This window comes from Streptomyces bathyalis, from assembly GCF_015910445.1.
In the GTDB taxonomy this organism is placed as follows: domain Bacteria; phylum Actinomycetota; class Actinomycetes; order Streptomycetales; family Streptomycetaceae; genus Streptomyces; species Streptomyces bathyalis.
In genome coordinates, this window is record NZ_CP048882.1 from 1752351 (window position 1) to 1773612 (window position 21262).

Here is a 21262-nt window from a genome sequence, read left to right on the forward strand (position 1 = left end):
TCAGCCAAGCTTCGTCTCCGCACATTGCGCCTGTCAAGAGGTGCAAGAAGACGAGGTGGAAGGGTTTTCGCGCGAACCGCGCAACTTCGGGAGCGGTGGCTGCCTTTTCGGAGCGCCGTGGCTACTGCTGGACGAACACCGCGAGGCTCTTCGCGCGGCCCTGGCGGTCCTCGACGAGCGCCACCAGTTCGCCCTCGGGACCGAAGACCGCGACGGGCACAGGGCCTTCGGCCCTCCCCTGCGCCGACTCCGGTGCCGGCATGCGCAGTTGCACGCCGTTGCCGAGCATCCTTGCCTGTTCCGCGTCGACGTCCCAGCGCGGGAAGGCCGCGGCGGCGGCGTCCGCGAGGGGCAGCAACGCCGGCCCTGCGCCGCTGTCCGTCTCGTTCTGCAGCGCCTCCAGGGAGCGGGCCTCCTCCAGCCGGTAGGGCCCCACGCGCGTGCGGCGCAGCGCCGTCAAGTGCCCGCCCGTACCGAGGGATTCGCCCAGATCGCGCGCCAGCGCCCGCACATAGGTGCCGGACGAGCACACGACCGAGACCACCAGATCGGTGACTTCGGTGCCGTCCTCGGCCCGTTCACCGCGGCGCACCTCGTGCACGTCGAACGCGGAGACGGTGATGTCGCGGGCGGCGAGTTCCACCTCCTCACCCTCGCGCACGCGCTGATAGGAGCGCTTGCCGTCGACCTTCACCGCGCTCACCTTCGACGGCACCTGGCGGATGCGCCCGGTGAGCTTGCCGACGGCCGCCTCGAGCGCCTCGCCCGTGATGCCGGAGGCGCCGCGCGCGGCGGTCACCTCGCCCTCGGCGTCGTCGGTGACCGTGCTCTGCCCGAGCCGGACCGTCGCGACGTACTCCTTCTCCGTCAGGGCGAGATGACCGAGCAGCCGTGTGGTCTTCCCGGTGCCGATGACGAGCACGCCGGTGGCCATCGGGTCCAGCGTGCCCGCATGCCCGACGCGCCGCGTGCGGGCCATGCCGCGCAGCTTCGCGACGACGTCGTGCGACGTGAATCCGGCGGGCTTGTCGACGACGACGAGCCCGCCGGGATCCTGGTCCTTCTTACGTGCCACAGCTCATTCGTCCTCGGCCTGCTCGTCCTCGCCCGGCTTGCGGTAGGGGTCCGCCCCACCCGCGTAGTCCGCACCGGAGGAGGCCTTGCGGACCTCCTCGTCCGACGCCTTCGCCCGCGCGAGGAGGTCGTCGATCGTGCGGGCGTTCTCCGGGAGGGCGTCCGCGACGAAACTCAGGCTGGGAGTGTGCTTCACGCCCGCTGCCGCACCGACAGCCGTGCGCAGCACGCCCTTTGCGCTCTCCAGCCCGGCGGCAGCCGCCTTGCGGTCCTCGTCGTCGCCGTAGACGGTGTAGAACACCGTCGCCTCCCGCAGGTCCCCGGTGACCCGGGTGTCCGTGACGGTCACATGTGTGCCGAGCCGCGGGTCCTTGATCCCCCGGTGCAGCTTCTCCGCGACCACCTCACGGATGAGGTCGGCAAGCCTCTTCGCCCGTGCATTGTCGGCCACTGGTCCGTCTCCTCGCTAATCGTCTTCTTCTCCGTGGAAGCGCCGCCTCACCGACAGCAGTTCCACTTCCGGGCGTGCGGCGACGAGCCGCTCGCACCGGTCCAGCACATCCGACACGTGTGCCGCGTCCCCCGAGACCGTCGCCAGACCGATCCTGGTGCGGCGGTAGAGATCCTGCTCCGCGACCTCCGCCACGCTCACCGCGTACTTGCGCTGCAGTTCGGCGACGATCGGGCGGACGACGGAGCGCTTCTGCTTCAGCGAACGGACGTCGCCCAGCAGCAGGTCGATGGAAAGAGTCCCGACATACACCCGGAGATCGTAGAAGATGCCGCCGGGGCCGATCGACGGAGTTTCCTCCGCCGACCGGCCCCGGACCGGCTCGACTCGCCTGCTGCGGCGCCGCGGCAGCGTCAGCCGCGGGGCTTCTCCCGCATCTCGTACGTGGCGATGACGTCGTCGACCTTGATGTCGTTGTAGCTGCCGAGGTTGATACCGCCCTCGAAGCCGTCGCGGATCTCGGTGACGTCGTCCTTGAAGCGGCGCAGGCCCTCGATGTTGAGGTTCTCCGCCACGACCTTGCCGTCGCGCACGAGGCGGGCCTTGGTGTTCCGCTTGACCTCGCCGGAGCGGATGAGGACACCCGCGATGTTGCCGAGCTTGGAGGAGCGGAAGACCTCGCGGATCTCCGCCGTGCCGAGCTCGACCTCTTCGTACTCCGGCTTGAGCATGCCCTTGAGGGCCGCCTCGATCTCCTCGATGACCTGGTAGATCACCGAGTAGTAGCGGACGTCCACGCCCTCGCGCTCGGCCATCTGCGTCGCACGCCCCTCGGCGCGGACGTTGAAGCCGATGACGATGGCGTCCGAACCCGTGGCCAGGTCGATGTCGGTCTCGGTGACCGCACCGACACCGCGGTGCAGGATGCGCAGATCGACCTCGTCGCCGACGTCCAGCTGAAGCAGCGAGGACTCCAGGGCCTCGACCGAACCGGAGGCGTCGCCCTTGATGATGAGGTTGAGCTGCTGCACCTCGCCCGCCTTGAGCACCTTGTCCAGGTCCTCCAGGGAGACCCTGCGGGTGCGCTTGGCGAACGCGGCGTTGCGCTCACGGGCGGCACGCTTCTCGGCGATCTGACGGGCCGTCCGGTCCTCCTCGACAACCAGGAAGTTGTCGCCGGCACCGGGGACATTCGTCAGACCCAGGACGAGGACGGGGGTCGCGGGACCCGCTTCCTTGATGTTCTCGCCCTTGTCGTCGAGCATCGCGCGAACCCTGCCGTAGGCGTCGCCCACGACCATGGTGTCGCCGACGCGGAGCGTGCCCCGCTGGACCAGCACGGTCGCCACGGCGCCACGGCCGCGGTCGAGGTGTGCCTCGATCGCGATGCCCTGTGCGTCCTGCTCCGGGTTGGCCCGCAGGTCGAGCGCCGCGTCCGCGGTCAGCACGACCGCTTCGAGCAGCGCGTCGATGTTCTCGCCCTGCTTGGCGGAGATGTCGACGAACATCGTGTCGCCGCCGTACTCCTCGGCCACCAGGCCGTACTCGGTCAGCTGACCGCGCACCTTCGTCGGGTCGGCGCCCTCGACGTCGATCTTGTTGACCGCGACCACGATCGGCACTTCGGCCGCCTTGGCGTGGTTCAGCGCCTCGATCGTCTGGGGCATGACGCCGTCGTTCGCCGCGACCACCAGGATCGCGATGTCCGTCGACTTGGCACCACGGGCACGCATGGCGGTGAACGCCTCGTGACCGGGGGTGTCGATGAAGGTGAGCCTGCGCTCCTCGTCGTTGACCTCGGTCGCGGCCTGGTAGGCACCGATGTGCTGGGTGATGCCGCCGGCCTCGCCCGCAATGACGTTGGTCTTGCGGATCGCGTCCAGAAGGCGCGTCTTACCGTGGTCGACGTGACCCATGACGGTCACGACCGGCGGACGCGGCATGAGGGCCTTCTCGCCGCCCTCGTCCTCGCCGAACTCGATGTCGAAGGACTCGAGAAGCTCGCGGTCCTCCTCCTCCGGGCTGACGATCTGGACGACGTAGTTCATCTCCTCGCCGAGCAGGCTCAGCGTCTCGTCGGAGACGGACTGCGTCGCGGTGACCATCTCGCCCAGGTTGAACATCACCTGGACAAGCGACGCCGGGTTGGCGTTGATCTTCTCCGCGAAGTCGGTGAGCGAGGCGCCGCGCGAGAGCCGTACGGTCTCGCCCTTGCCGCGCGGAAGCATCACGCCGCCGACCGACGGCGCCTGCATCTGCTCGTACTCCTGGCGGCGCTGCCGCTTCGACTTGCGGCCACGCCGGGCCGGACCGCCGGGACGGCCGAACGCGCCCTGCGTACCACCGCGGCCACCGGGACCGCCGGGACGTCCGGCGAAACCGGGACGGCCACCGCCGCCACCACCGGGACGACCGGCGAAACCGCCGCCACCGCCGCCGGGACGGCCACCGCCGCCACCGCCGCCGGGACGACCGCCGAAGCCGCCGCCACCGCCGCCGCCGGGACGGCCGGGACCGCCACCAGGTCCACCGCGGCCGCCACCGGGACCACTGCGGCCGGGGCCCGGACGCGGAGCGGCAGCGGGACGCTGCGGCATCATGCCCGGGTTGGGCCGGTTACCACCGCCACCGCCGCCGGGACGCGGACCGCCCTGGCCGCCGCCCTGCGGGCGGGGCATGTTGCCCGGAGTGGCACCACCACGGCCGCCCGGCGCCTGCGGACGCGGACCGCCCGCGCCCTGACCGGGCTTCGGCGGCTGCCCCGGCTTGGGGGCACCACCAGGACGGGGCGCCTGCGGGCGCGCCATACCGGTCGAACCGCCGGATGTGAAGGGGTTGTTGCCCGGACGCGGGCCGGACGGACGGCCACCCGGCTTGGGTGCGCCCTGACCCGGACGTGCGCTCTGGCCACCGCGGCCGCCCTGGCTCTGGCCGGGCTTCGGCGCGCCGCCCTGGCCGGGCTTGGGTGCCTGCCCGGGCTTCGGAGCCGTCGCACCGGGCTTGGCGGTGTCCGCCGAGGCGGCCGGGGCCGAGAACTCCGGCTTCGCCGGACCGGGCTTGGGGCCGCCCGGCTTGGGGGCCTCCGTCTGGCCGGACGCGGGAGCGGCCGGAGTGACCGGGCCGCCGGTCTCCCCCTCGGCCGCGGGCGCGGGCGAGACAGGGGCTTCCGGTGCCGGCTTGGGTGCTCCCGGCTTGGGAGTCTTGGACTGGCTCGTCTTCGCTGCTCCCGCGCCGGGCTTGGGTGCGGCCGCACCGCCGGGCTTGGGGGCGGCGGGCTTGGCGGCTGCCTTCTTCGGCGCCGCCGGCTTCGCCGCGGACTTCTTGGCACCGGACGCTCCGGCACCACCGGCCGCGTCGAACGCGTCGGTCAACTTGCGTACTACCGGCGCCTCGATCGTCGAGGACGCCGAGCGAACGAATTCGCCCAGTTCGTTGAGCTTGGCCATGACGACCTTGCTCTCGACTCCGAGCTCCTTCGCGAGCTCATATACCCGGACCTTAGCCACTTCGCTCCTTACGGTCCGGGGGGCTCATCCGCCGCCGGACCTTCGCTACTTATGCATGGGCGTACTCATCGCGTACTCATCGAGTGCTCATCGCAATCTCGACCTACTTCCGACTCGCGAGGTACCTCTCCGAACGGAGGGTTCCGAACGGACTGTCTTACGTTTCTGCCTGCTCGATCTGCTCCATCTGCCGCCGCAGCGCTGTCACGTCGAACGGCCCCGGGCCGCGGAAGGCCCTGTTGAACGCCCGTCGACGGACAGCCTGGTCGAGGCAGATCGACATGGGATGCAGATACGCGCCCCGGCCGGGCAGCGTACCGCGAAGATCAGGGACGCAGCGGCCCCCGCTCAGCACCACACGCAGCAGATCGGGTTTGTCCGAGCGCTTCCGACAGCCCACGCAAGTGCGCTGTGGGCATGCTCGGACTCGCGTCCGGCCAGACACTGTTAAGTCTACCTCCCCGTACCGTCACACCCCTTCGGGGGTAACGGGGACCCTGTTGGTTTCAGCCCTGTTCGGCAGCGTGTCCCGGCGCCGTTTCGGGCTCCGCCGAGACGGCTTCGCCGGCGTCCGCCGTGTCCGGACGGATGTCGATGCGCCAGCCCGTCAGCCGTGCGGCGAGGCGGGCGTTCTGGCCTTCCTTGCCGATCGCGAGGGACAGCTGGTAGTCGGGCACCGTCACTCGGGCGGAACGCGCCGCGAGATCGATGATCTCGACCTGATTCACACGTGCCGGGGAGAGCGCGTGGGCGACCAGGTCGGCAGGGTCGTCGGACCAGTCCACGATGTCGATCTTCTCGCCGTGCAGCTCCGCCATGACGTTGCGCACACGGCCGCCCATCGGCCCGATGCATGCGCCCTTGGCGTTCAGCCCGGAGCGCGTCGAACGCACGGCGATCTTCGTACGGTGCCCCGCCTCGCGTGCGATGGCGGCGATCTCGACCGAGCCGTCCGCGATCTCCGGCACCTCCAGCTCGAAGAGCTTCCTGACCAGGTTCGGGTGGGTACGCGAGAGCGTCACCGAAGGCCCGCGGACGCCCTTGGCGACCCGCACGACGTAGGTGCGCAGCCGGGTGCCGTGCGCGTAGTCCTCGCCCGGAACCTGCTCCTGCGGCGGAAGGATCGCCTCCAGCTTGCCGATGTCGACCAGCACGCTCTTCGGGTCCTTGCCCTGCTGGACCACGCCCGCGACGACGTCGCCCTCCCGGCCCGCGTACTCGCCGAAGGTGACCTCCTCCTCGGCGTCCCGCAGCCGCTGCAGGATGACCTGCTTGGCGGTGGTGGCGGCGATGCGCCCGAATCCGGTCGGGGTGTCGTCGAATTCCTGCGGTTCGGCTCCCTCCGGCAGATCGGACGGGCTCTCCTTGGCCCAGACCGTCACATGACCGGTCTTGCGGTCCAGCTCGACGCGGGCGTCGCGGTGGCTGCCCTCCGTGCGGTGGTAGGCGATGAGGAGGGCCGATTCGATCGCCTCGACCAGCAGATCGAGGGAGATCTCCTTCTCCCTCACCAGCCCGCGCAGGGCACTCATGTCGATGTCCACGGCTACGCCTCCTCCTTGCCTTCGTCGTCAGCGGCCGCGGACCCGTGCTGCGCTCGCTTCTCGGCGGCCTTGCGGTTGAACTCGATCTCCACGCGGGCCTTCGCGATGTCGTCGAAGGCGAGCCGGCGGGCGGTGGGCTTGCGCCCCTTCACGCCCGGGACCTCCAGGTCGATTCCCTCGTCGTCGACGCCCGTGACACGTGCGGTCACTTCGCCGCCGCCCGCGGCCTCCGTGAGATTCGCCTTGACCAGCCGGCCGACGGCACGGCGGTAGTGGCGCTGCTCGGTCAGCGGACGGTCCGCCCCGGGGGAGGTCACTTCCAGCACATACGGGTTGCCGCCCATGGGGTCCGACTCGTCCAGCACTTCGGAGAACGCGCGGCTCAGCTCGGCGCACATGTCCAGCTCGACCCCGTCGTCGGAATCGACCACGACGCGGAGCACCCGCCGTCTCCCCGCGGGGGTCACCTCGATCTCTTCGAGATCCAGCCCCTTCTTGCTCACGAGCGGCTCGAGCAGTGCGCGCAGCCTCTCGCTCTGGGTGGTGCTCATCCGGGTGACTCCTCGGCCGCGTGTGCTGTTGTAGGGGTGCCTGTAACAGGGGAGGTGAACTGGTCGTGTACCGGTCCAAGCCTAACGTCTGCCACGCTCGGCGCCGACCAGACGGGCGATCCGGGCGGGATGTCAGGGACGTGCGGGTACCCATGCGGTAGCGAGGGTGGCCCGTCGATGCGTTCGAATGGACGCGGGTACGCTCTCGGGGCGGTGATCACCGTACGTGGTGCCCGCCGCAGAGATTTCCAGCGATGTGCCGACGCCGCTCAGGGAGCCCTCATGCCGCTGACGCCTCCCCCAGGTCCTCCGGCCCGGGGGTGCACCCACCCGCCGGCGGGCCCGCGCAGAAGGTCGATGGTCGCCGGGACTCTGAGCACGCTCGCCCCTCTCGGAGCGCTGACGGCGCTCGTCTCGGGGTGCTCGGGGAGCGGGAGCGGTACGGACGCCGCGCAGACCGCCGGGCTGGAGAAGCGGCTGCGGCACGAGGCCACCGAGCAGAGCCTCGATCTGCTGGCACGCTACGACGCCACCGCCGACGCCCACTCGGGCCTCGCGGACCTGCTGCGTCCACTGCGCGCGGCGACGATGCGGCACGCGGAGATGCTCAGCGGCCAGGACGACGGCAAGGGCGGCCACGGCCGGAACGGCAACGGCGGCGGCAAGGGCGGTGACGGCGGCCCGGGCACCGGGAAGAACGGCAAGCACCGCAAGCGGCGGGTGCCCGGTGACGAGAAGGCGGCGCTGACGGAACTGGGCGACGCGGAGCGGCGTACCGCACGGGCCCGCACCGCGGCGCTGGTGAAGGCGCCGCCGGAGACCGCCCGGCTCCTGGCGTCGCTCGCGGCGGCGGGCGCGGCGCACGCTTATCTGCTCGGCGCGGACGGGAAGGACGGCGGCTCATGAAGAAGCTGGTCGACGCCGTGCAGGCGGCCCTGGCGGCCGAGCACGCCACCGTCTACGGCTACGGCGTCGTCGGCGGACGCATCGAGTCGTCCCGTCAGGGCGAGGCGCGCAGCGCCTACGACGCGCACCGGGCCCGCCGCGACGTGCTCCGCCGGGAGGTACGTGACCTGGGCGGCGAGCCGGAACCGGCGGCCGCGGCGTACGCACTGCCCTTCGCGGTGCCGGACAGCGCCGCCGCGGTACGGCTCGCGGCCGAGTTGGAGGACCGGCTCGCCGGTGTGTACGCGGACCTCGTGCGGGCCAGTGAGGGTGCCCGCAGACGGGAGGCGGCGGCGCTGCTGAGCGAGGCGGCGGTCCGGTCGGTGCGGTGGCGGGGCAGCAGCGTAGCCTTCCCTGGTCTCTCCGAGCGCTCCGGCTCCGACGGCCCGGCGTCTTCGGGGTCGCCGTCGCCCGGTGGGACGTCCGGTTCGCTCTGACCGTCCCCGGAAGGCGGAGCCGGCGAACCGGCACCGGGCGTTGCGCAACCGTTCGCACGCGCCGAACCGCACCGCCCTGCACGGCACAACACCGCACGTCCGTGTCCCGCCGTCCACCGCACGCCGTCCGGAAAGGTCCACGTCACCGCATGCCTTCTGCACTGCCTCTCGAACCTCCGCAGCGGCTCGTGCGCACCCTCGCCTCCCAGCACGGCCACGCGGGCGAGGAGTTGGGCAGGTCCGGTGAGGAATGGCTCGGGGAGCTGCCGTCGACGCTGGAGCGGATGCTGGAGAAGTGGGAGCTGGTGCCGGACCGCGTGGTCTCCCCCGGCGGCCGCAGCAGCCTGGTGATGCTCGTGCACCAGGCGGACGGGGCTCCGGCGGCACTGAAGCTGCTCGCTCCCTACGTCTACGGGGCGCGGGAGCGCACCGAGCGGGAAGGCGCCGCTCTCGCGCGCTGGGACGGGCGGGGCGCCGTGCGGCTGCTGCGCTCCGACGCCGCGGAAGGTGCCCTGCTGCTGGAGCGGCTGCACGGGGAGATGTCGCTGCGGTCGCTACCGGAGGCGAAGGCGACGCTGGAGGCCGCCTCGGCGGCGCGCCGGCTGTGGATCCCGGCCGAGGGCGACGGCGGTGCGGTCCGCGGCACCGACCACCTGAGCACGGTCGCCGAGCACACCGCGGCCAGCTGCGAGTTCCTGCGTTCACCGGCGACGCCGGAGGAGGTGCGGCCGCTCCGGGACGAGGCGCTGGAGCTGCGGGACGCGCTGCTCCGCGATCCTCCCGAACAGGTGCTGCTGCACGGCGACTTCAGGCAGGGCGCGGTGCTGGCCGCGGACGCCGACCGTGCGCCGTGGCTCGCGACCGGGCCGGACCCGCTGCTGGGCGAGCGCACCTACGACCTGGCGCGTCTGGTCCGCGACCGGCTGCACGATCTGGTCGCCTCCCCCGGCGCCGCCTCGGCGACCCGGCGCCGCCTCAACAAGCTCGCCGACTCCCTGGACGTGGACCGCGAGCGGCTGCGCGGCTGGTCGCTCTACCGTGCGGTGGAGTCCGGCGTACGGCACATGAGCAGCGGAAACCGGGAGGACGGGGAGCTGCTGCTGGAGTTCGCGGGCTGGCTCTGACGCGGCGGCGGCGCGGTCGGATCTCAGGTCTCGGCCCGTTCTGGGTGATCACGAACCTGTCATCTACCATCACCGGTCGAAATCGATGACGAGTAGCTCGCGGAACTGGAGCAGCACGGTGTCGTTCGAGACGCACGAATCGACCGGGTCCCGGCGGGCTCCGCTGCGTTCGCTGCTGTTCGTGCCCGCCGCGGAGACGGAGTGGCTGACCGGCACCGGGGCGTTCGGTGCCGATGCGGCAATCCTCGACCTGACGGACCCGTCCGTGCCGGGCGAGGACAAGCCGACCGCCCTCGCTCGCGTCGTCGAGGCATTGGTCCGCCGGGGCGAGGCGGGCGACTCCGGCGGGGCGGCGCTCTTCGTGCGGATCAATCCGCTCGACGCCTGGTCCTCCGTCGAGGAGCTGCGGGCCGTCGCACGGCCCGGCCTCGCCGGACTCGTCCTGCCGAAGGTGCAGTTCGAGCAGGAGATGAGGACGGCCGACCGTCTGCTGACCCGGTGCGAACACGAGCAGGGTCTCCCGGTGGGCGGCATCGCCCTCGTTCCCCTGCTGGACACCGCGCGGTCCTTGGGCGACGTCCGCCGCATCCTCGGCGCGGCCTCGCGCATCGCGTACACCGGTCCTGTCATCACGCCGGGCAGCGAGCTCGAACGCACCCTCGGCCGCCGCAAGAGTTCCAGGGCCGCCGAGGCTCACGCGCTGCGTGCCCGCGTGCTGCGGGAGATCCGGGGCGCCGGAGCCGCACACCCCGTGACCGGTGTGTGGTCGGGCGTCGAGGATCTCTCCGGGCTGCGTCGCTTCGCCGAGCAGAATCGTTCGCTCGGCTATGCCGGGATGCTCACGGCCCACCCCTCCCATGTGCCGGTGATCAATGAGGTCTTCTCCCCGGAGGCGGGCGAACTCGCCCGCGCGGAACGCCTGATCGCCGCCGTACGGGAGGGGCAGGCGCAGGGCGCGGGCGCAGTGACCTTCGAGGGGCGGATGGTCGACGAGGCCATGGCCGCGAACGCCCAGCGCATCATCAGGCGCCACCGGAGGCGCAGCCAGTGACCTGAGTCGAACGCGACATCCGAGCCCGGCTCACCGACTGGAACAACAATCCCCAACCGTGCGTGTGGACAAAGACCGCCGACGAGATCCTCGAAAAAGTCGCCGCATACTGCCAACGAATCTCCGGCCCAGGTCACTAGGTGCGCCGAGTGAACGCGTAGGCAACCTCGGAGTCCGAAGGGCCCCGTGCCCAAGGGCATGCGCATGCCGCGCGGCCGCTGAGCCTAACGCCGATTCCCCCGCGAAGGGGCAGCTGGTCATGCTTGCGGCGGCGTCAGATGCCGCGAGGACGACGCCCAGCCTCACCTCTGTGCTCATCTCAATGGGCGGTGTGTTGCTCGGGTTTGACGAGCTTCATCATGAGTCCCCTTCCGGCTGGCGTCCGAGGTGATACCCCAGGCGCATTTCGTAGTCGCTCGGCTGGTTGCGTCCCGCGCTCTCCGCGGCGGGCAGCCTGCGCCTGGATCCCGGCCAGCCAAAGGATTCGAAATAGATGTCATAGGAGGACTTCAGGTCGTCCCCGGACGGGAGGGTGTACCTGTTGACCTGCTTTTTTGCCTCGGTGATCGAGTCCTTGTCGAACGAGGCGATCCGCCTGGCAAGGCTGTCCACCAGGAGGTCGAGCTCGCTGTCGGGGACCGTGCGGTTGACCCATCCGTACCGTTCGGCCAACTCGCCCGCGTAGTCGTCGCTGGAGAGGACGACCTCCAGAGCCCGTGCCCGGCCGAGCAGCAGTGGCAGGTGTTCGAGGCCCCCGCCGCCAGGCAGGTTGCCATTGGCGACCTCGGGCTGACCGAACAGTGCACTCTCGCTGGCGAAGCGCATGTCCATCGCCTGCGTCAGCTCGCTGCCCACGCCCCGGACCCGCCCCCGGATCTTCGCGATCGAGACGACAGGCAGGCGGGACAGGCGCGTGCTGGCGTCGATCAGCAATGGGTGGCCGCTTGCCCCGAGTCCCTTCGGGGTCTCGGCGACCCGGGAGGTGTCGTAGTGGTTCAGAAAGTAGTCCGGGTTCGCCGACTCGAACACGGCCACACGCAGCCCCGAAGCGGCCTCCATCTTGTCGACCAGCTCCGGGAGCTCGATGAGCATCTCCGGGGAGACCAGGTTGATCGGCGGGCTGTCGAAGGTGACCCGCCACAGGCTCCTGGTTTCCTCCGTCACGGAAAAGTGAGTCCACGGTTTCACGGGCGGTCTCCTTGCTTGTCCGATGCCGCGCGGCCCCAGTCGCCGGCCATGCGGCTTCAGCGTCCGGTGCGGACGCAACCGCTCAATCCACTCCTGTTGCACGTCAGTTGACGGCACACCCAGACCAACGCGAATCTCCGACTCAGGTCACCAGGGCGCTTCCTTGGGTCACTGTTGACGCCAGGACGCGTCGGAGATTCTTGACGCGTCGGAGTTCTCCGACGCATAATGCGGTCATGCCTGCCGACGTGTTCGGCGTGCTGGCCAACCCAGTGCGCCGCAGACTCCTCGAAAGCCTCCGGGAAGGCCCTCGCTCCACAGGGGAATTGGCCGGGTTGTTCGAGCTTGGGAGGCCCGCGGTCTCCGAGCACCTGGCGGTGCTCCGTACCGCCGGCCTGGTGCGGGAGGAGCCACGAGGCCGACACCGCTTCTACCACCTCGAACCGGCACGCCTGGCCGAGGTGAGCGAGTGGCTGCATCCGTTCGAGCACTACTGGAAGCAGCGCATGGATGCGCTGTCCGATCTTCTGGACAAGGACAACGAGACATGAACGAGAACAACACGATCACTTGCGAGAAGTTCCTGCCCCACCCGCCGGCGGCGGTGTGGAATGCCCTCACCGACCCTGAACTCCACGCCCGCTGGTGGGCCGCCGGCGACATCAAGCCCGTCGCCGGTCACCGCTTCACCCTCGACATGGGCCACTTCGGAAGCCAGGCCTGCGAGGTGACCGAGGTGGACGACCAGCGGCTGCTGGCCTACCGATTCGCCGAGGGCTCGCTCGACACGACCATCACCTGGACCCTGCACCCGGAGGGCAAAGGCACTCGTCTCGTCCTCACCCACGCGGGCTTCGACCTCGACTCCCCGATGGGCCGGCAGGCGTTCGACGGCATGGGCAAGGGGTGGCCCGGCCTCCTGAACCGTCTCGGCTCCGTCCTGGGCGAGGCTGCCTAGGGTTTCGTCCGGAGCTCGGGCGGACCACATGAAGATGCCTGCGTTGTGCAGTCCGGCCAGGTGGATTGGTGGCGGTCTCCTCGTAGCGGGTGGTGAGGCCCTCTTGCGGGTTCCGGGCGCGTGTTGGTGGGCGCACGTGGCGGTTCCGCCCCGGCTCAGAGCGGCACGACTCCCGTCAGCATCGCCGCGGCGGTCATCACGAGCGTGGTCGCGAACGCCCAGCCGAAGATGAAGCGCTGGTGCTCACCGAACTGGACGCCCGTCATGCCGACGAGGATGAACGTCGCGGCGGTCAGCGGACTGAGGGGGAAGCCCGTCGTCATCTGGCCGAGGATGGCCGCACGTGCGATCTCGGCCGGGTCGGTGCCGAATCCCTGTGCGGTCTCCGAGAGCACGGGCAGCACGCCGAAGTAGTAGGCGTCAGGGGTCAGGGCGAGGCTCAGCGGCATGCCGGTGACGGCCACGATCCCGGGGAGATGGCCGCCCATCGATGAGGGGATGACGGAGACGAGGGCCTGGGCCATCTCGTCGAGCATCTTCGTGCCGGTGAGGACTCCGGTGAGCACGCCGGCCGCGAAGATCATGGTGGTCACGAGGATCACGTTCTTGCCGTGCTTGTCCAGGAGCGCCTGCTGGTCCTCCCACCGGGGGTGGTTGACGAGCAGTGCGACGGCGAAGCCGATGACGAACAGCACCGGCAGCGGCATGAGTTGCAGTACGAGGGCGACCAGCAGGATGAGGGTGAGCACCAGGTTGAAGACCGTCAGCCATGTGCGGGGACGGGCCGGTGCGGCGGTGGCCGGGTCAGCGGTGGCCGTGGCGGTGCCCGCCTTGGAAGAGGGTCCGCTGCCCGGGTCTTCGGGAGGCGTCCCGTCGCTCTCGTCCTCGCCGGCGCCTTCGGCCCGTCCGTCCGACGCGGCCAGGGAGCCGAGTCGCTTCCGCTCGCGGAGCCCGATCAGATACGAGGCCAGCAGAACCCATGCGATGCCGGCGCCCATCGCGGGCAGGACGGGCACGAAGATCTCGGAGACGTCCACCTTGAGCGCCGACGCGGCCCTGACGGTCGGTCCGCCCCAGGGGATCATGTTCATCACCCCGGCGCCCAGGCAGATGATCCCGCTGAGCACGAGCGGCCTCATGCCCAGCCGACGGTAGACGGGCAGCAGCGCGGAGACGGTGATGAGGAAGGTGGAGGCTCCGTCGCCGTCGAGGGCCACGCAGAGCGTCAGCACCGCCGTGCCGACACATATCCGCAGCGGGTCGCCGCGGGCCACCCGGAGGATGCCGCGTATCAGCGGGTCGAAGAGGCCGGCGTCCACCATGAGGCTGAAGTAGAGGACCGCGAAGGCGATCATGATGCCGGTCGGCGCGACCGTCGACATCCCGTCGAGGACCATTCCGCCGAGCTCGCCCCCGAAGCCTCCGGCCAGCCCCGCGAGCACGGGAAGCAGCACGAGTGCGACGAGCACGGAGACGCGCCCGGTCATGGTGAGCAGGAGGAAGAGACCGATGGTGGTGAAGCCCAGTGCTGCCAGCATGATCTCTCGCTCTCTTTCCCGGGCGGTCCGGCGACGGGCGACGCATGGACGTGGGGGCGTCGCATTGCCCGAGAGTTTCGGAGCCGGATCGAATGGGTGTCCAGCATTGAACCGGGATCCACTCATGCGATCTGCGCATCAGTTCGCCGCTCGCTGCGCCTATGCTCGCCGCTCATGGATGCCACACTCCGCCAGCTCTCGGCGTACGCCGCCGTCGCCCGTGCGGCGAGCTTCACGGCCGCCGCATCGCAGCTGCACGTATCGCAGTCGTCGCTGAGCAGGGCCGTCGCCGACCTGGAACGGGTGCTCGGCGCCCAGCTGCTGGAGCGCGACACCCGCAACGTGCAGCTGACCGCGGCCGGTACGGAGGCCCTGCGCATCGCGGACCAGATCCTGGGCGCGCACCGGGCCGGGATGAAGGAGCTGGAGCGCTTCCTGCTCGGCGAGTCCGGGACGGTCGCCGTGGCCACGCTGCCGTCCGTCGCCGCCGTACTGCTGCCACAGGTGATCTCCGAGTTCCGCAGGCAGCGCCCGCACGCGGCGGTGCGCATCCTGGACGGACCGGAGCGCACCGTGCTGGACCGCGTCACCTCCGGCGACGCGGACTTCGCGATCACGACGGCGGGCGCGCCCTCGGCACAGCTGGAGCACCGGCCGCTGGTGCGCGACCGGTTCGTCGCGGTGCTGCCGCCCGGGCACGAGCTGGCCGAACAGGACGAGGTCACGTGGGAGGACCTGGCACAGCACCCGTATCTCGCGATCGGGCAGGACTCCAGCGTGCGACGGCTCGCCGACGCCACCTTCGCGCAGATCGACGCCCGGGTGGCTCCTGCGGCGGAGGCGATCAGTGTGGCGACGGTCGGCGGGCTGGTGGCGGCCGGACTCGGGGTGGCGGCGATGCCGGCCCTCGTGCTTCCGCTGCTGGGCACCGCGTCCTTCGTCCTCAGGCCGCTCACCCGGCCCGTGGTTCACCGGCGGCTCGATGTCGTCATGCGGGCCCGGCGGACCGTTCCGCTCGCCGCCCACCGCTTCCTCGACACGCTCGATGTGCTGCGCGAGGACGGCGGCGGCCTCCCGGAGGGCGTCTCGTGGGCGTGATGCCGACCCCGTGACAGCCCCGTGACCCATGCGAAAAGTGCATCGATTCATGGTTCTTTCTTGCTGGACAGGCATTTCTCCGCTCGGAGAGGCTGAGCCGGAAGGGGCCCGCTGCGACCGGCGGGCGAGTGCCGAGCGAGGGAGCGCATGTGACCGACGACCACCACGACGCCGGACGCCGCGGGCAGTTGTGCGACTTGAAGGTCGTCGAGTTCGCCCACGTCGTGGCCGGGCCGCTGGCGGGCTCGATGCTGGCGGACCAGGGGGCGGACGTCGTACACGTCGAACCCCCGGGCTCCGGCGACGCTGCCCGCGCCATGGGCCCGCGGCGCGACGGGGCACCGCTGTGGTTCAAGGTCGCCGCACGTAACAAGCGCTCCGTCACCCTCGATCTGCACCAGGAGGAGGGACGCCGGGTCGCCCATCGCCTCGTCGCCTGGGCCGACGTCGTGATCGTCACCCTGCGGGCGGGACGCCTGAGCGAGTGGGGCCTCGACTGGGAATCGGTGCACCGCCTGAACCCGAAGGCGGTGCTGCTGCAGATCTCCGGCTACGGCGCCACATCCTCACTGGCCGACGCACCCGGCTTCGGGAAGATGGGCGAGGCACGCAGCGGCGTCGTCCATCTGACGGGCTTCCCCGACGGCCCGCCCGTGCACACCGGCTTCTCCCACGGCGACGCCGTCAACGGACTGATGGGCGCCTACGCGGTGCTCGCCGCGCTGCACCGCCGTGAACGCGACCCGGACTTCGACGGCGAGTGGATCGACCTCGCGCTCTTCGAACCGCTCTTCCGGCTCGTCGAATGGCAAGTCATCGTGCACGACCAGCTGGGCACGGTGCCGGAGCGGTCCGGCAACCAGCTCGCCGTCGCGCCCGCCGCCGTGATCAACACCTACCGGTCCCGCGACGGCGAGTGGATCACGGTCACGTCGGCGACGCTCCGCTCGGTGCGCAACGTCGCCCGCCTTCTCGGTCTGCCCGAGGAGGAGTTCGAGACCACCGAGGCACAGCAGGCCGGGCGCGAACGCCTCGACACCGCGCTGCGCGACTGGGTCGCCCAGCGGCCCGTGGACGAGTGCCTGGAACTCTTCGCGCGCAACGAGGTCGTGGCCTCCCGCGTCTTCGACGCCGCGGACATCGCGGCCGACCCCGTCTACGCGGAGCGGGAGGACATCGTCACCGTCGAGGACCCCGATCTCGGTCCCGTACGGATGCAGGCCGTCATCCCCCACTTCCGGCAGAGCCCGGGGCAGGTGTGGCGGACCGGCCCGGCGCTCGGTGAGGACAACCGGCTCGTCTACCACCACTGGCTCGGCATCGGCGACGAGGAACTCGCGGAACTGGAGCAGCACGGTGTCGTGTGAGGCGGACGGGCACGGCGGCGCGGGCGCGCACGGCGCAACCGTGCGGACGCCGCTGCGCTCGCTGCTCTTCGTGCCCGGTACGAGGACGGAGTGGCTGGCCAAGGCCGAGGCATCCGGAGCCGACGCGGCGATCCTCGACCTGGAGGACGCCGTGGCCGGCCGGGACAAACGGGCTGCCCGCGAGCGCGTGGCCGAGGCCGTCGCCCAGCGCGCCCGGCCGGATGCCAACGGCGGGGGTGCGGGCGGCATGGAGCTCTTCGTGCGGATCAGTCCGCTCGACGCCTGGTCCGCCGCCGAGGAGCTGCGGGCGGTCGCACGCCCGGGCCTCGCCGGACTCGTCCTGCCGAAGGTGCGCTCCGAGGGGGATGTGAGGATCGCCGACCGGCTGCTGACCTGGTGCGAGCACGAGCACGGCCTGCGGGTGGGCGCCGTCACCCTGGTGCCCCTGCTGGAGACGGCCGTGGCCCTTCGCGACGCCCACGACATCGCCGCCGCGTCCTCGCGCGTCGCCTACGCGGGCGCGCTCACCGCCCCCGGCGGCGACGTCGAACGCGCCGTCGGCTACCGCTGGAGCCCCGAGGGAACGGAGACCCACGCGCTGCGCTCCCGCGTGCTGCTGGACGTCCGGGCCGCCGGCGCGGAGCACCCCGTCGGCGGACTGTGGACGGACATCGCCGACCTCGCCGGCCTGCGGCGCTTCGCCGAGCAGAACCGCGCACTCGGCTACACCGGCATGGTGGCCATCCACCCGTCGCACGTTCCCGTGATCAACGAGGTCTTCTCCCCCGACGCCGCTGAACTCGCCCGCGCCGAGCGCCTGATCGCCGCCGTACGCGACGGGCAGGCACGGGGCGCGGGCGCCGTGACATTCGAGGGCCGGATGGTGGACGAAGCGATGGCGGCCACCGCCGAGCAGATCCTCATGCGGCACAGGAGGCGTGAGCCCGGTCCGAACAACGGGGACGGCACGACCTCGCAGCGCTGAACGCGGCGGCCGCCCCGAGCGCGAGCGCACCGGGGCGGAACGAGGTCAGCGGCGCCAGGCGGCGCATCCGGCGGGCGGCCTGCCCTCATCGGCCCCGTCAGGCCGGTCAGGCCCCGGACGAGAGACGGGCGACGGCGTCCGCCACCGTCAGCTCCTCGCGCTCGCCGCTGCGGCGGTCCTTCAGCTCGACGAGGCCGTCCTTCGCGCCACGGCCCACGATCAGGATCGTGGGGACGCCGATCAGCTCGGCGTCGGTGAACTTCACGCCCGGCGAGACCCCGGCACGGTCGTCCACGATCACGCGCACGCCGGCCGCACCGAGCTTCTCCGCGACGTCGACCGCGAGCTCGGTCTGCAGAGCCTTTCCCGCCGCGACGACGTGGACGTCGGCCGGTGCGATCTCCCGCGGCCAGCACAACCCCTGCTCGTCCGCGGTCTGTTCGGCCAGCGCCGCCACGGCGCGCGTCACGCCGATGCCGTACGAGCCCATCGTCACGCGGACCGGCTTGCCGTCCTGTCCCAGCACGTCCAGTTCGAAGGCGTCGGCGTACTTGCGGCCGAGCTGGAAGATGTGGCCGATTTCGATCGCCCTGTCGAGCACGATGCCGGAGCCGCAGTTCGGGCAGGGGTCGCCGGGCTCGACGACGACCACGTCCATGTAGTCGTCCACCTCGAAGTCGCGGCCGCACACCACGTACTGCGCGTGCTTGTCAGGCTTGTTCGCACCGGTGATCCATACGGTGCCGGGCGCGACGCGGGGGTCGGCGATGTACCGGAAGGCCTTGCCTGCCATGCCGTTCTGCGGGCCGACGTAGCCGCGTACGAGGTCGGGCCGGTCCACGAAGTCCTCCGCGGTGACCAACTCGACCTCGGCGGGCGCGAGATGCTCGGCGAGCTTGCCGAGGTCCACATCGCGGTCGCCGGGGACGCCCACCGCCGCGATCTCACCGTCGATCTTCACCAGCAGGTTCTTGAGCGTGGCCGAGGACGGGACGCCCAGGTGTCCGGCCAGCGTCTCGATCGTCGGGGTGTCCGGGGTGTCGAGCTCCTCGATCCCGGGATGGTCGGCGGGCTCTGCGGGCACGACGGCGACCGACAGCGCCTCGGTGTTGGCCGCGAATCCGCACGAGGGGCACTGGGCGTAGGTGTCCTCGCCCGCGGCGGCCGGCGCGAGGAACTCCTCGGAGGCGGAGCCGCCCATGGCGCCCGAGACGGCGGAGACGATGCGGTAGTCGAGGCCGAGGCGCTCGAAGATGCGCTGGTACGCCTCGCGTTCCTGCGCGTACGACTCGGCCAGCCCCTCGTCGGAGACGTCGAAGGAGTAGGCGTCCTTCATCGTGAACTCACGGCCGCGCAGGATGCCGGACCGGGGACGCGCCTCGTCCCGGTACTTCGTCTGGATCTGGTAGAGCGTCACCGGCAGGTCCTTGTACGACGTGCACTGGTCCTTGACGACCTGGGTGAAGATCTCCTCGTGCGTCGGCCCGAGCAGATAGCCGGCGCCCTTGCGGTCCTCCAGGCGGAAGAGCAGATCGCCGTACTCCTCGTAGCGCCCGGAGACCTCGTAGGGCTCCTTGGGCAGAAGCGCGGGGAGCAGCACCTCCTGGGCGCCGATCGCGTCCATCTCCTCGCGTACGACCCGGGTGACGTTCTCCAGCACCGAAAGCCCGAGCGGCAGCCACGTCCAGATGCCCGCGGCCGCACGCCGCACATATCCGGCGCGCACCAGCAGCTTGTGGCTGGTGGTCTCGGCATCGGCCGGGTCGTCGCGCAGTGTCTTCAGCATCGACCGGGACAAACGCTGGACTCGGGCAGCCATGGAATTCTCCGTGCGGTGGTTGAAAGCAGTCGAAACAACTGAGGAGGAGAGTATCCGGCCCCGCGCACGGCACGGAAATGCGATTCCCCCGCCGCTGTCAGGAACGCCTCAGCGGCAGCCACGCCCCCATCACCGCGTACGGGCTGGGCGCGCTCGGAAAGTGCACGTTGCGGGCGAGGTCCCGGTAGCCGAGCCGGTGGTAGAGGTGCCGGGCGGGGCTGTCGGTGTCGATCGCGGACAGCAGGCTCCGGGGCTCCTCGGCGGTCTCGGTGAGCATGGTGATCAGGCGCCGGCCGATGCCGCGGCGCTGGTGGAGGGGCAGGACGTGGAGTTCGGTGATGACGAACGAGTCGTCCAGCCAGTCCTCGCAGCCGGCCGCGCGCAGATAGCCAGCAACGACGGTGGACCACCACTGCGTGCGGTCGTTGGGCATTCCGTAGACGAAGCCGATCAGCCGGCCCTCCGGTGTGCGCGCGCCGAGCGCCCGCGCTCCGGGGGACTTCAGATGGCGCAGCACGATGTGGCGCCGCACGGCGATCTCGTCGTCGCTCAGACCGAAGGCGACGGCCTGCACGGCCAGCGCGTCGTCGACGTTCTCTTCCAGGTCGAGCGGTCCGATGAGGGGCTCGCGGGGGTCCTGGGGTGATGGTCCCCCGGCAGAATGCTGCATGCCGGGAGGCTACTAGGAGTTACCCGGCCGACTGCCCGCGGTGGGCGGGCCGTCTCAGAAGAGCACGCTCATGAACGCCCCGACCTCGCGGAAGCCCACGCGTCTGTACGCGGCACGGGCCGCGAGATTGTAGTCGTTGACGTAGAGGCTCGCCAGGGGCGCGACCTCGTTCAGCGCGTAACGCAGCACCGCGGCCATGCCGTGCACGGACAGACCCTCGCCGCGCCGCTCGGGCGTGACCCAGACGCCCTGGATCTGGCAGGCGTGCGGCGTGGCCGCCCCGATCTCGGCCTTGAAGACGATCCGGCCGTTCTCGACGCGGGCGAACGAGCGGCCGGAGCCGACGAGTTCGGCGACCCTGGACTGGTACACCAGGCCGCCGTCGCCGGCGAGCGGAGAGACACCGACCTCCTCGGTGAACATCTCCACGCAGGCGGGCAGCACGAGCTCCATCTCGTCCTTGCGGATGCGGCGGACCAGCGGATCGGGCCGCACGTCCCGTGGGAGCTCTTCGGTGATCATGAGCGGCTGGCGGCGGCGTACCTCGCGGGCGGGGCCCCAGTGCGGTTCGAGGTAGGACCACAGGGCGGCGGTCGCCTCGGCCGGGCCGACGATCGAGGAGCAGCGGCGCCCCTGGCGGCGTGCCCTTTCGGCGAAGGCGCGTACGGCTTCCGGCCCCGCGCACAGCGGTACGAGGTTGGCTCCCGCGTAGCAGAGGGACTTGAGTCTCCCCCGCTGGTACCAGCCCCACATCTCGCCGCCGAGGCGAAGCGCGTCGAGCCCGGCGGCGTGCACGCGGGAGGCGATGAAGGCGTTGTTGACGGGCTCGCGGCGCAGCACGGCGAGCGCGTCGTCGAGTTCGGCCGGGTCGACAACCCTTGTGGAGGTGGTGGTCAACAACGTGTCGGCAGCCTCACCGTGACATGACCCCTGGGGACGGACGAGATGAAGTGGGG

The 21262-nt window shown here is 70.9% G+C and carries 21 protein-coding genes and 1 pseudogene; 10 read left to right on the forward strand and 12 right to left on the reverse strand.

Translation table 11 applies throughout. The features are described from left to right. Positions 1–121: 121 nt before the first annotated feature. The 7 genes from truB to rimP form a co-directional block, all read right to left on the reverse strand. Positions 122–1075, reverse strand: a complete 954-nt coding sequence (truB, locus tag G4Z16_RS07490) for a tRNA pseudouridine(55) synthase TruB (RefSeq protein ID WP_197349956.1) — start codon at positions 1073–1075, stop codon at positions 122–124. Between the two features lie 3 nt (positions 1076–1078). Further along, a complete protein-coding gene (rbfA, locus tag G4Z16_RS07495; protein WP_197349958.1) occupies positions 1079–1525 on the reverse strand; it encodes a 30S ribosome-binding factor RbfA in 447 nt (148 codons plus the stop codon). Positions 1526–1540: 15 nt separating this feature from the next. Next, a complete protein-coding gene (locus G4Z16_RS07500; protein ID WP_197349960.1) occupies positions 1541–1837 on the reverse strand; it encodes a DUF503 domain-containing protein in 297 nt (98 codons plus the stop codon). Between the two features lie 101 nt (positions 1838–1938). Continuing rightward, the gene (infB, locus tag G4Z16_RS07505; RefSeq protein ID WP_197349961.1) at positions 1939–5031 is read right to left on the reverse strand and encodes a translation initiation factor IF-2; all 3093 of its coding nucleotides are present in this window, start codon (positions 5029–5031) and stop codon (positions 1939–1941) included. Positions 5032–5188: 157 nt separating this feature from the next. Continuing rightward, on the reverse strand, positions 5189–5476 hold the full coding sequence (locus G4Z16_RS07510) for a YlxR family protein (RefSeq protein ID WP_197349963.1): 288 nt from the start codon (positions 5474–5476) through the stop codon (positions 5189–5191). Between the two features lie 61 nt (positions 5477–5537). Next, positions 5538–6575 (reverse strand): transcription termination factor NusA, encoded by a 1038-nt coding sequence (gene nusA / locus G4Z16_RS07515; protein ID WP_197349965.1) that lies wholly within the window; start codon positions 6573–6575, stop codon positions 5538–5540. A gap of 2 nt (positions 6576–6577) precedes the next feature. After that, positions 6578–7126, reverse strand: coding sequence for a ribosome maturation factor RimP (rimP, locus tag G4Z16_RS07520; RefSeq protein WP_197349967.1), 549 nt, complete (start codon positions 7124–7126; stop codon positions 6578–6580). A gap of 357 nt (positions 7127–7483) precedes the next feature. Here rimP and G4Z16_RS07525 point away from each other — a divergent pair, with 357 nt between their 5' ends. The 5 genes and pseudogenes from G4Z16_RS07525 to G4Z16_RS32380 form a co-directional block, all read left to right on the forward strand. Further along, positions 7484–8032, forward strand: a complete 549-nt coding sequence (locus tag G4Z16_RS07525; protein WP_197349969.1) for a hypothetical protein — start codon at positions 7484–7486, stop codon at positions 8030–8032. Next, positions 8029–8508 carry a ferritin-like domain-containing protein gene (locus G4Z16_RS07530; RefSeq protein ID WP_028435469.1) on the forward strand — a complete coding sequence of 160 codons (480 nt, stop codon included), beginning with the start codon at positions 8029–8031 and terminating at the stop codon, positions 8506–8508. Before G4Z16_RS07525 ends, G4Z16_RS07530 begins: the two co-directional genes overlap by 4 nt. Positions 8509–8657: 149 nt before the next feature. Then, positions 8658–9632: an aminoglycoside phosphotransferase family protein gene (locus tag G4Z16_RS07535; RefSeq protein ID WP_197349971.1), complete on the forward strand. Its 975-nt coding sequence runs from the start codon at positions 8658–8660 to the stop codon at positions 9630–9632. A 118-nt stretch (positions 9633–9750) separates the two neighbouring features. Next, positions 9751–10683, forward strand: coding sequence for an HpcH/HpaI aldolase/citrate lyase family protein (locus G4Z16_RS07540; protein WP_246530725.1), 933 nt, complete (start codon positions 9751–9753; stop codon positions 10681–10683). 14 nt (positions 10684–10697) lie between these two features. Next, positions 10698–10823: pseudogene (locus tag G4Z16_RS32380) on the forward strand (IS630 family transposase); the annotation flags it as partial. 217 nt (positions 10824–11040) lie between these two features. Here G4Z16_RS32380 and G4Z16_RS07545 read toward each other — a convergent pair. Next, positions 11041–11871, reverse strand: coding sequence for an enoyl-CoA hydratase/isomerase family protein (locus G4Z16_RS07545; protein ID WP_197349975.1), 831 nt, complete (start codon positions 11869–11871; stop codon positions 11041–11043). A 236-nt stretch (positions 11872–12107) separates the two neighbouring features. Between G4Z16_RS07545 and G4Z16_RS07550 the strand changes: the two genes are divergently transcribed. Both G4Z16_RS07550 and G4Z16_RS07555 read left to right on the forward strand, forming a co-directional pair. Continuing rightward, positions 12108–12422, forward strand: a complete 315-nt coding sequence (locus G4Z16_RS07550) for an ArsR/SmtB family transcription factor (RefSeq protein WP_197349977.1) — start codon at positions 12108–12110, stop codon at positions 12420–12422. Next, positions 12419–12829 carry an SRPBCC family protein gene (locus tag G4Z16_RS07555; RefSeq protein ID WP_197349979.1) on the forward strand — a complete coding sequence of 137 codons (411 nt, stop codon included), beginning with the start codon at positions 12419–12421 and terminating at the stop codon, positions 12827–12829. The genes G4Z16_RS07550 and G4Z16_RS07555 overlap by 4 nt, the downstream gene beginning before the upstream one ends. Before the next feature lie 155 nt (positions 12830–12984). Here G4Z16_RS07555 and G4Z16_RS07560 read toward each other — a convergent pair whose 3' ends face one another. Then, positions 12985–14367 (reverse strand): CitMHS family transporter, encoded by a 1383-nt coding sequence (locus G4Z16_RS07560; RefSeq protein WP_197349980.1) that lies wholly within the window; start codon positions 14365–14367, stop codon positions 12985–12987. A gap of 174 nt (positions 14368–14541) precedes the next feature. Between G4Z16_RS07560 and G4Z16_RS07565 the strand changes: the two genes are divergently transcribed. The 3 genes from G4Z16_RS07565 to G4Z16_RS07575 all read left to right on the forward strand — a co-directional run bounded on the left by G4Z16_RS07565 (position 14542) and on the right by G4Z16_RS07575 (position 17817). Continuing rightward, entirely contained in the window at positions 14542–15465 is a 924-nt protein-coding gene (locus G4Z16_RS07565) for a LysR family transcriptional regulator (protein ID WP_197349982.1), read from the forward strand. Between the two features lie 149 nt (positions 15466–15614). Further along, positions 15615–16832 (forward strand): CaiB/BaiF CoA transferase family protein, encoded by a 1218-nt coding sequence (locus G4Z16_RS07570; protein WP_197349984.1) that lies wholly within the window; start codon positions 15615–15617, stop codon positions 16830–16832. Next, positions 16822–17817, forward strand: a complete 996-nt coding sequence (locus G4Z16_RS07575) for an HpcH/HpaI aldolase/citrate lyase family protein (protein ID WP_197349986.1) — start codon at positions 16822–16824, stop codon at positions 17815–17817. The genes G4Z16_RS07570 and G4Z16_RS07575 overlap by 11 nt, the downstream gene beginning before the upstream one ends. A 106-nt stretch (positions 17818–17923) precedes the next feature. Here G4Z16_RS07575 and G4Z16_RS07580 read toward each other — a convergent pair whose 3' ends face one another. From G4Z16_RS07580 to G4Z16_RS07590, 3 genes are all read right to left on the reverse strand, one after another. Beyond that, positions 17924–19636 (reverse strand): proline--tRNA ligase, encoded by a 1713-nt coding sequence (locus G4Z16_RS07580; protein WP_197349987.1) that lies wholly within the window; start codon positions 19634–19636, stop codon positions 17924–17926. A 97-nt stretch (positions 19637–19733) separates the two neighbouring features. Further along, a complete protein-coding gene (locus G4Z16_RS07585; RefSeq protein WP_197349989.1) occupies positions 19734–20306 on the reverse strand; it encodes a GNAT family N-acetyltransferase in 573 nt (190 codons plus the stop codon). Between the two features lie 54 nt (positions 20307–20360). Then, the gene (locus tag G4Z16_RS07590) at positions 20361–21206 is read right to left on the reverse strand and encodes a GNAT family N-acetyltransferase (protein ID WP_197349991.1); all 846 of its coding nucleotides are present in this window, start codon (positions 21204–21206) and stop codon (positions 20361–20363) included. Positions 21207–21262: the final 56 nt, after the last annotated feature.

What these genes read in the sequence shown, in the direction of transcription:
- rimP (WP_197349967.1), bottom strand. Translation starts at nt 7,126, where the DNA reads ATGAGCACCACCCAGAGCGAGAGGCTGCGCGCACTGCTCGAGCCGCTC.
- G4Z16_RS07525 (WP_197349969.1), top strand. Translation starts at nt 7,484, where the DNA reads ATGGTCGCCGGGACTCTGAGCACGCTCGCCCCTCTCGGAGCGCTGACG.
- G4Z16_RS07530 (WP_028435469.1), top strand. Translation starts at nt 8,029, where the DNA reads ATGAAGAAGCTGGTCGACGCCGTGCAGGCGGCCCTGGCGGCCGAGCAC.
- G4Z16_RS07535 (WP_197349971.1), top strand. Translation starts at nt 8,658, where the DNA reads ATGCCTTCTGCACTGCCTCTCGAACCTCCGCAGCGGCTCGTGCGCACC.
- G4Z16_RS07550 (WP_197349977.1), top strand. Translation starts at nt 12,108, where the DNA reads ATGCCTGCCGACGTGTTCGGCGTGCTGGCCAACCCAGTGCGCCGCAGA.
- G4Z16_RS07555 (WP_197349979.1), top strand. Translation starts at nt 12,419, where the DNA reads ATGAACGAGAACAACACGATCACTTGCGAGAAGTTCCTGCCCCACCCG.
- G4Z16_RS07560 (WP_197349980.1), bottom strand. Translation starts at nt 14,367, where the DNA reads ATGCTGGCAGCACTGGGCTTCACCACCATCGGTCTCTTCCTCCTGCTC.
- G4Z16_RS07565 (WP_197349982.1), top strand. Translation starts at nt 14,542, where the DNA reads ATGGATGCCACACTCCGCCAGCTCTCGGCGTACGCCGCCGTCGCCCGT.
- G4Z16_RS07580 (WP_197349987.1), bottom strand. Translation starts at nt 19,636, where the DNA reads ATGGCTGCCCGAGTCCAGCGTTTGTCCCGGTCGATGCTGAAGACACTG.
- G4Z16_RS07585 (WP_197349989.1), bottom strand. Translation starts at nt 20,306, where the DNA reads ATGCAGCATTCTGCCGGGGGACCATCACCCCAGGACCCCCGCGAGCCC.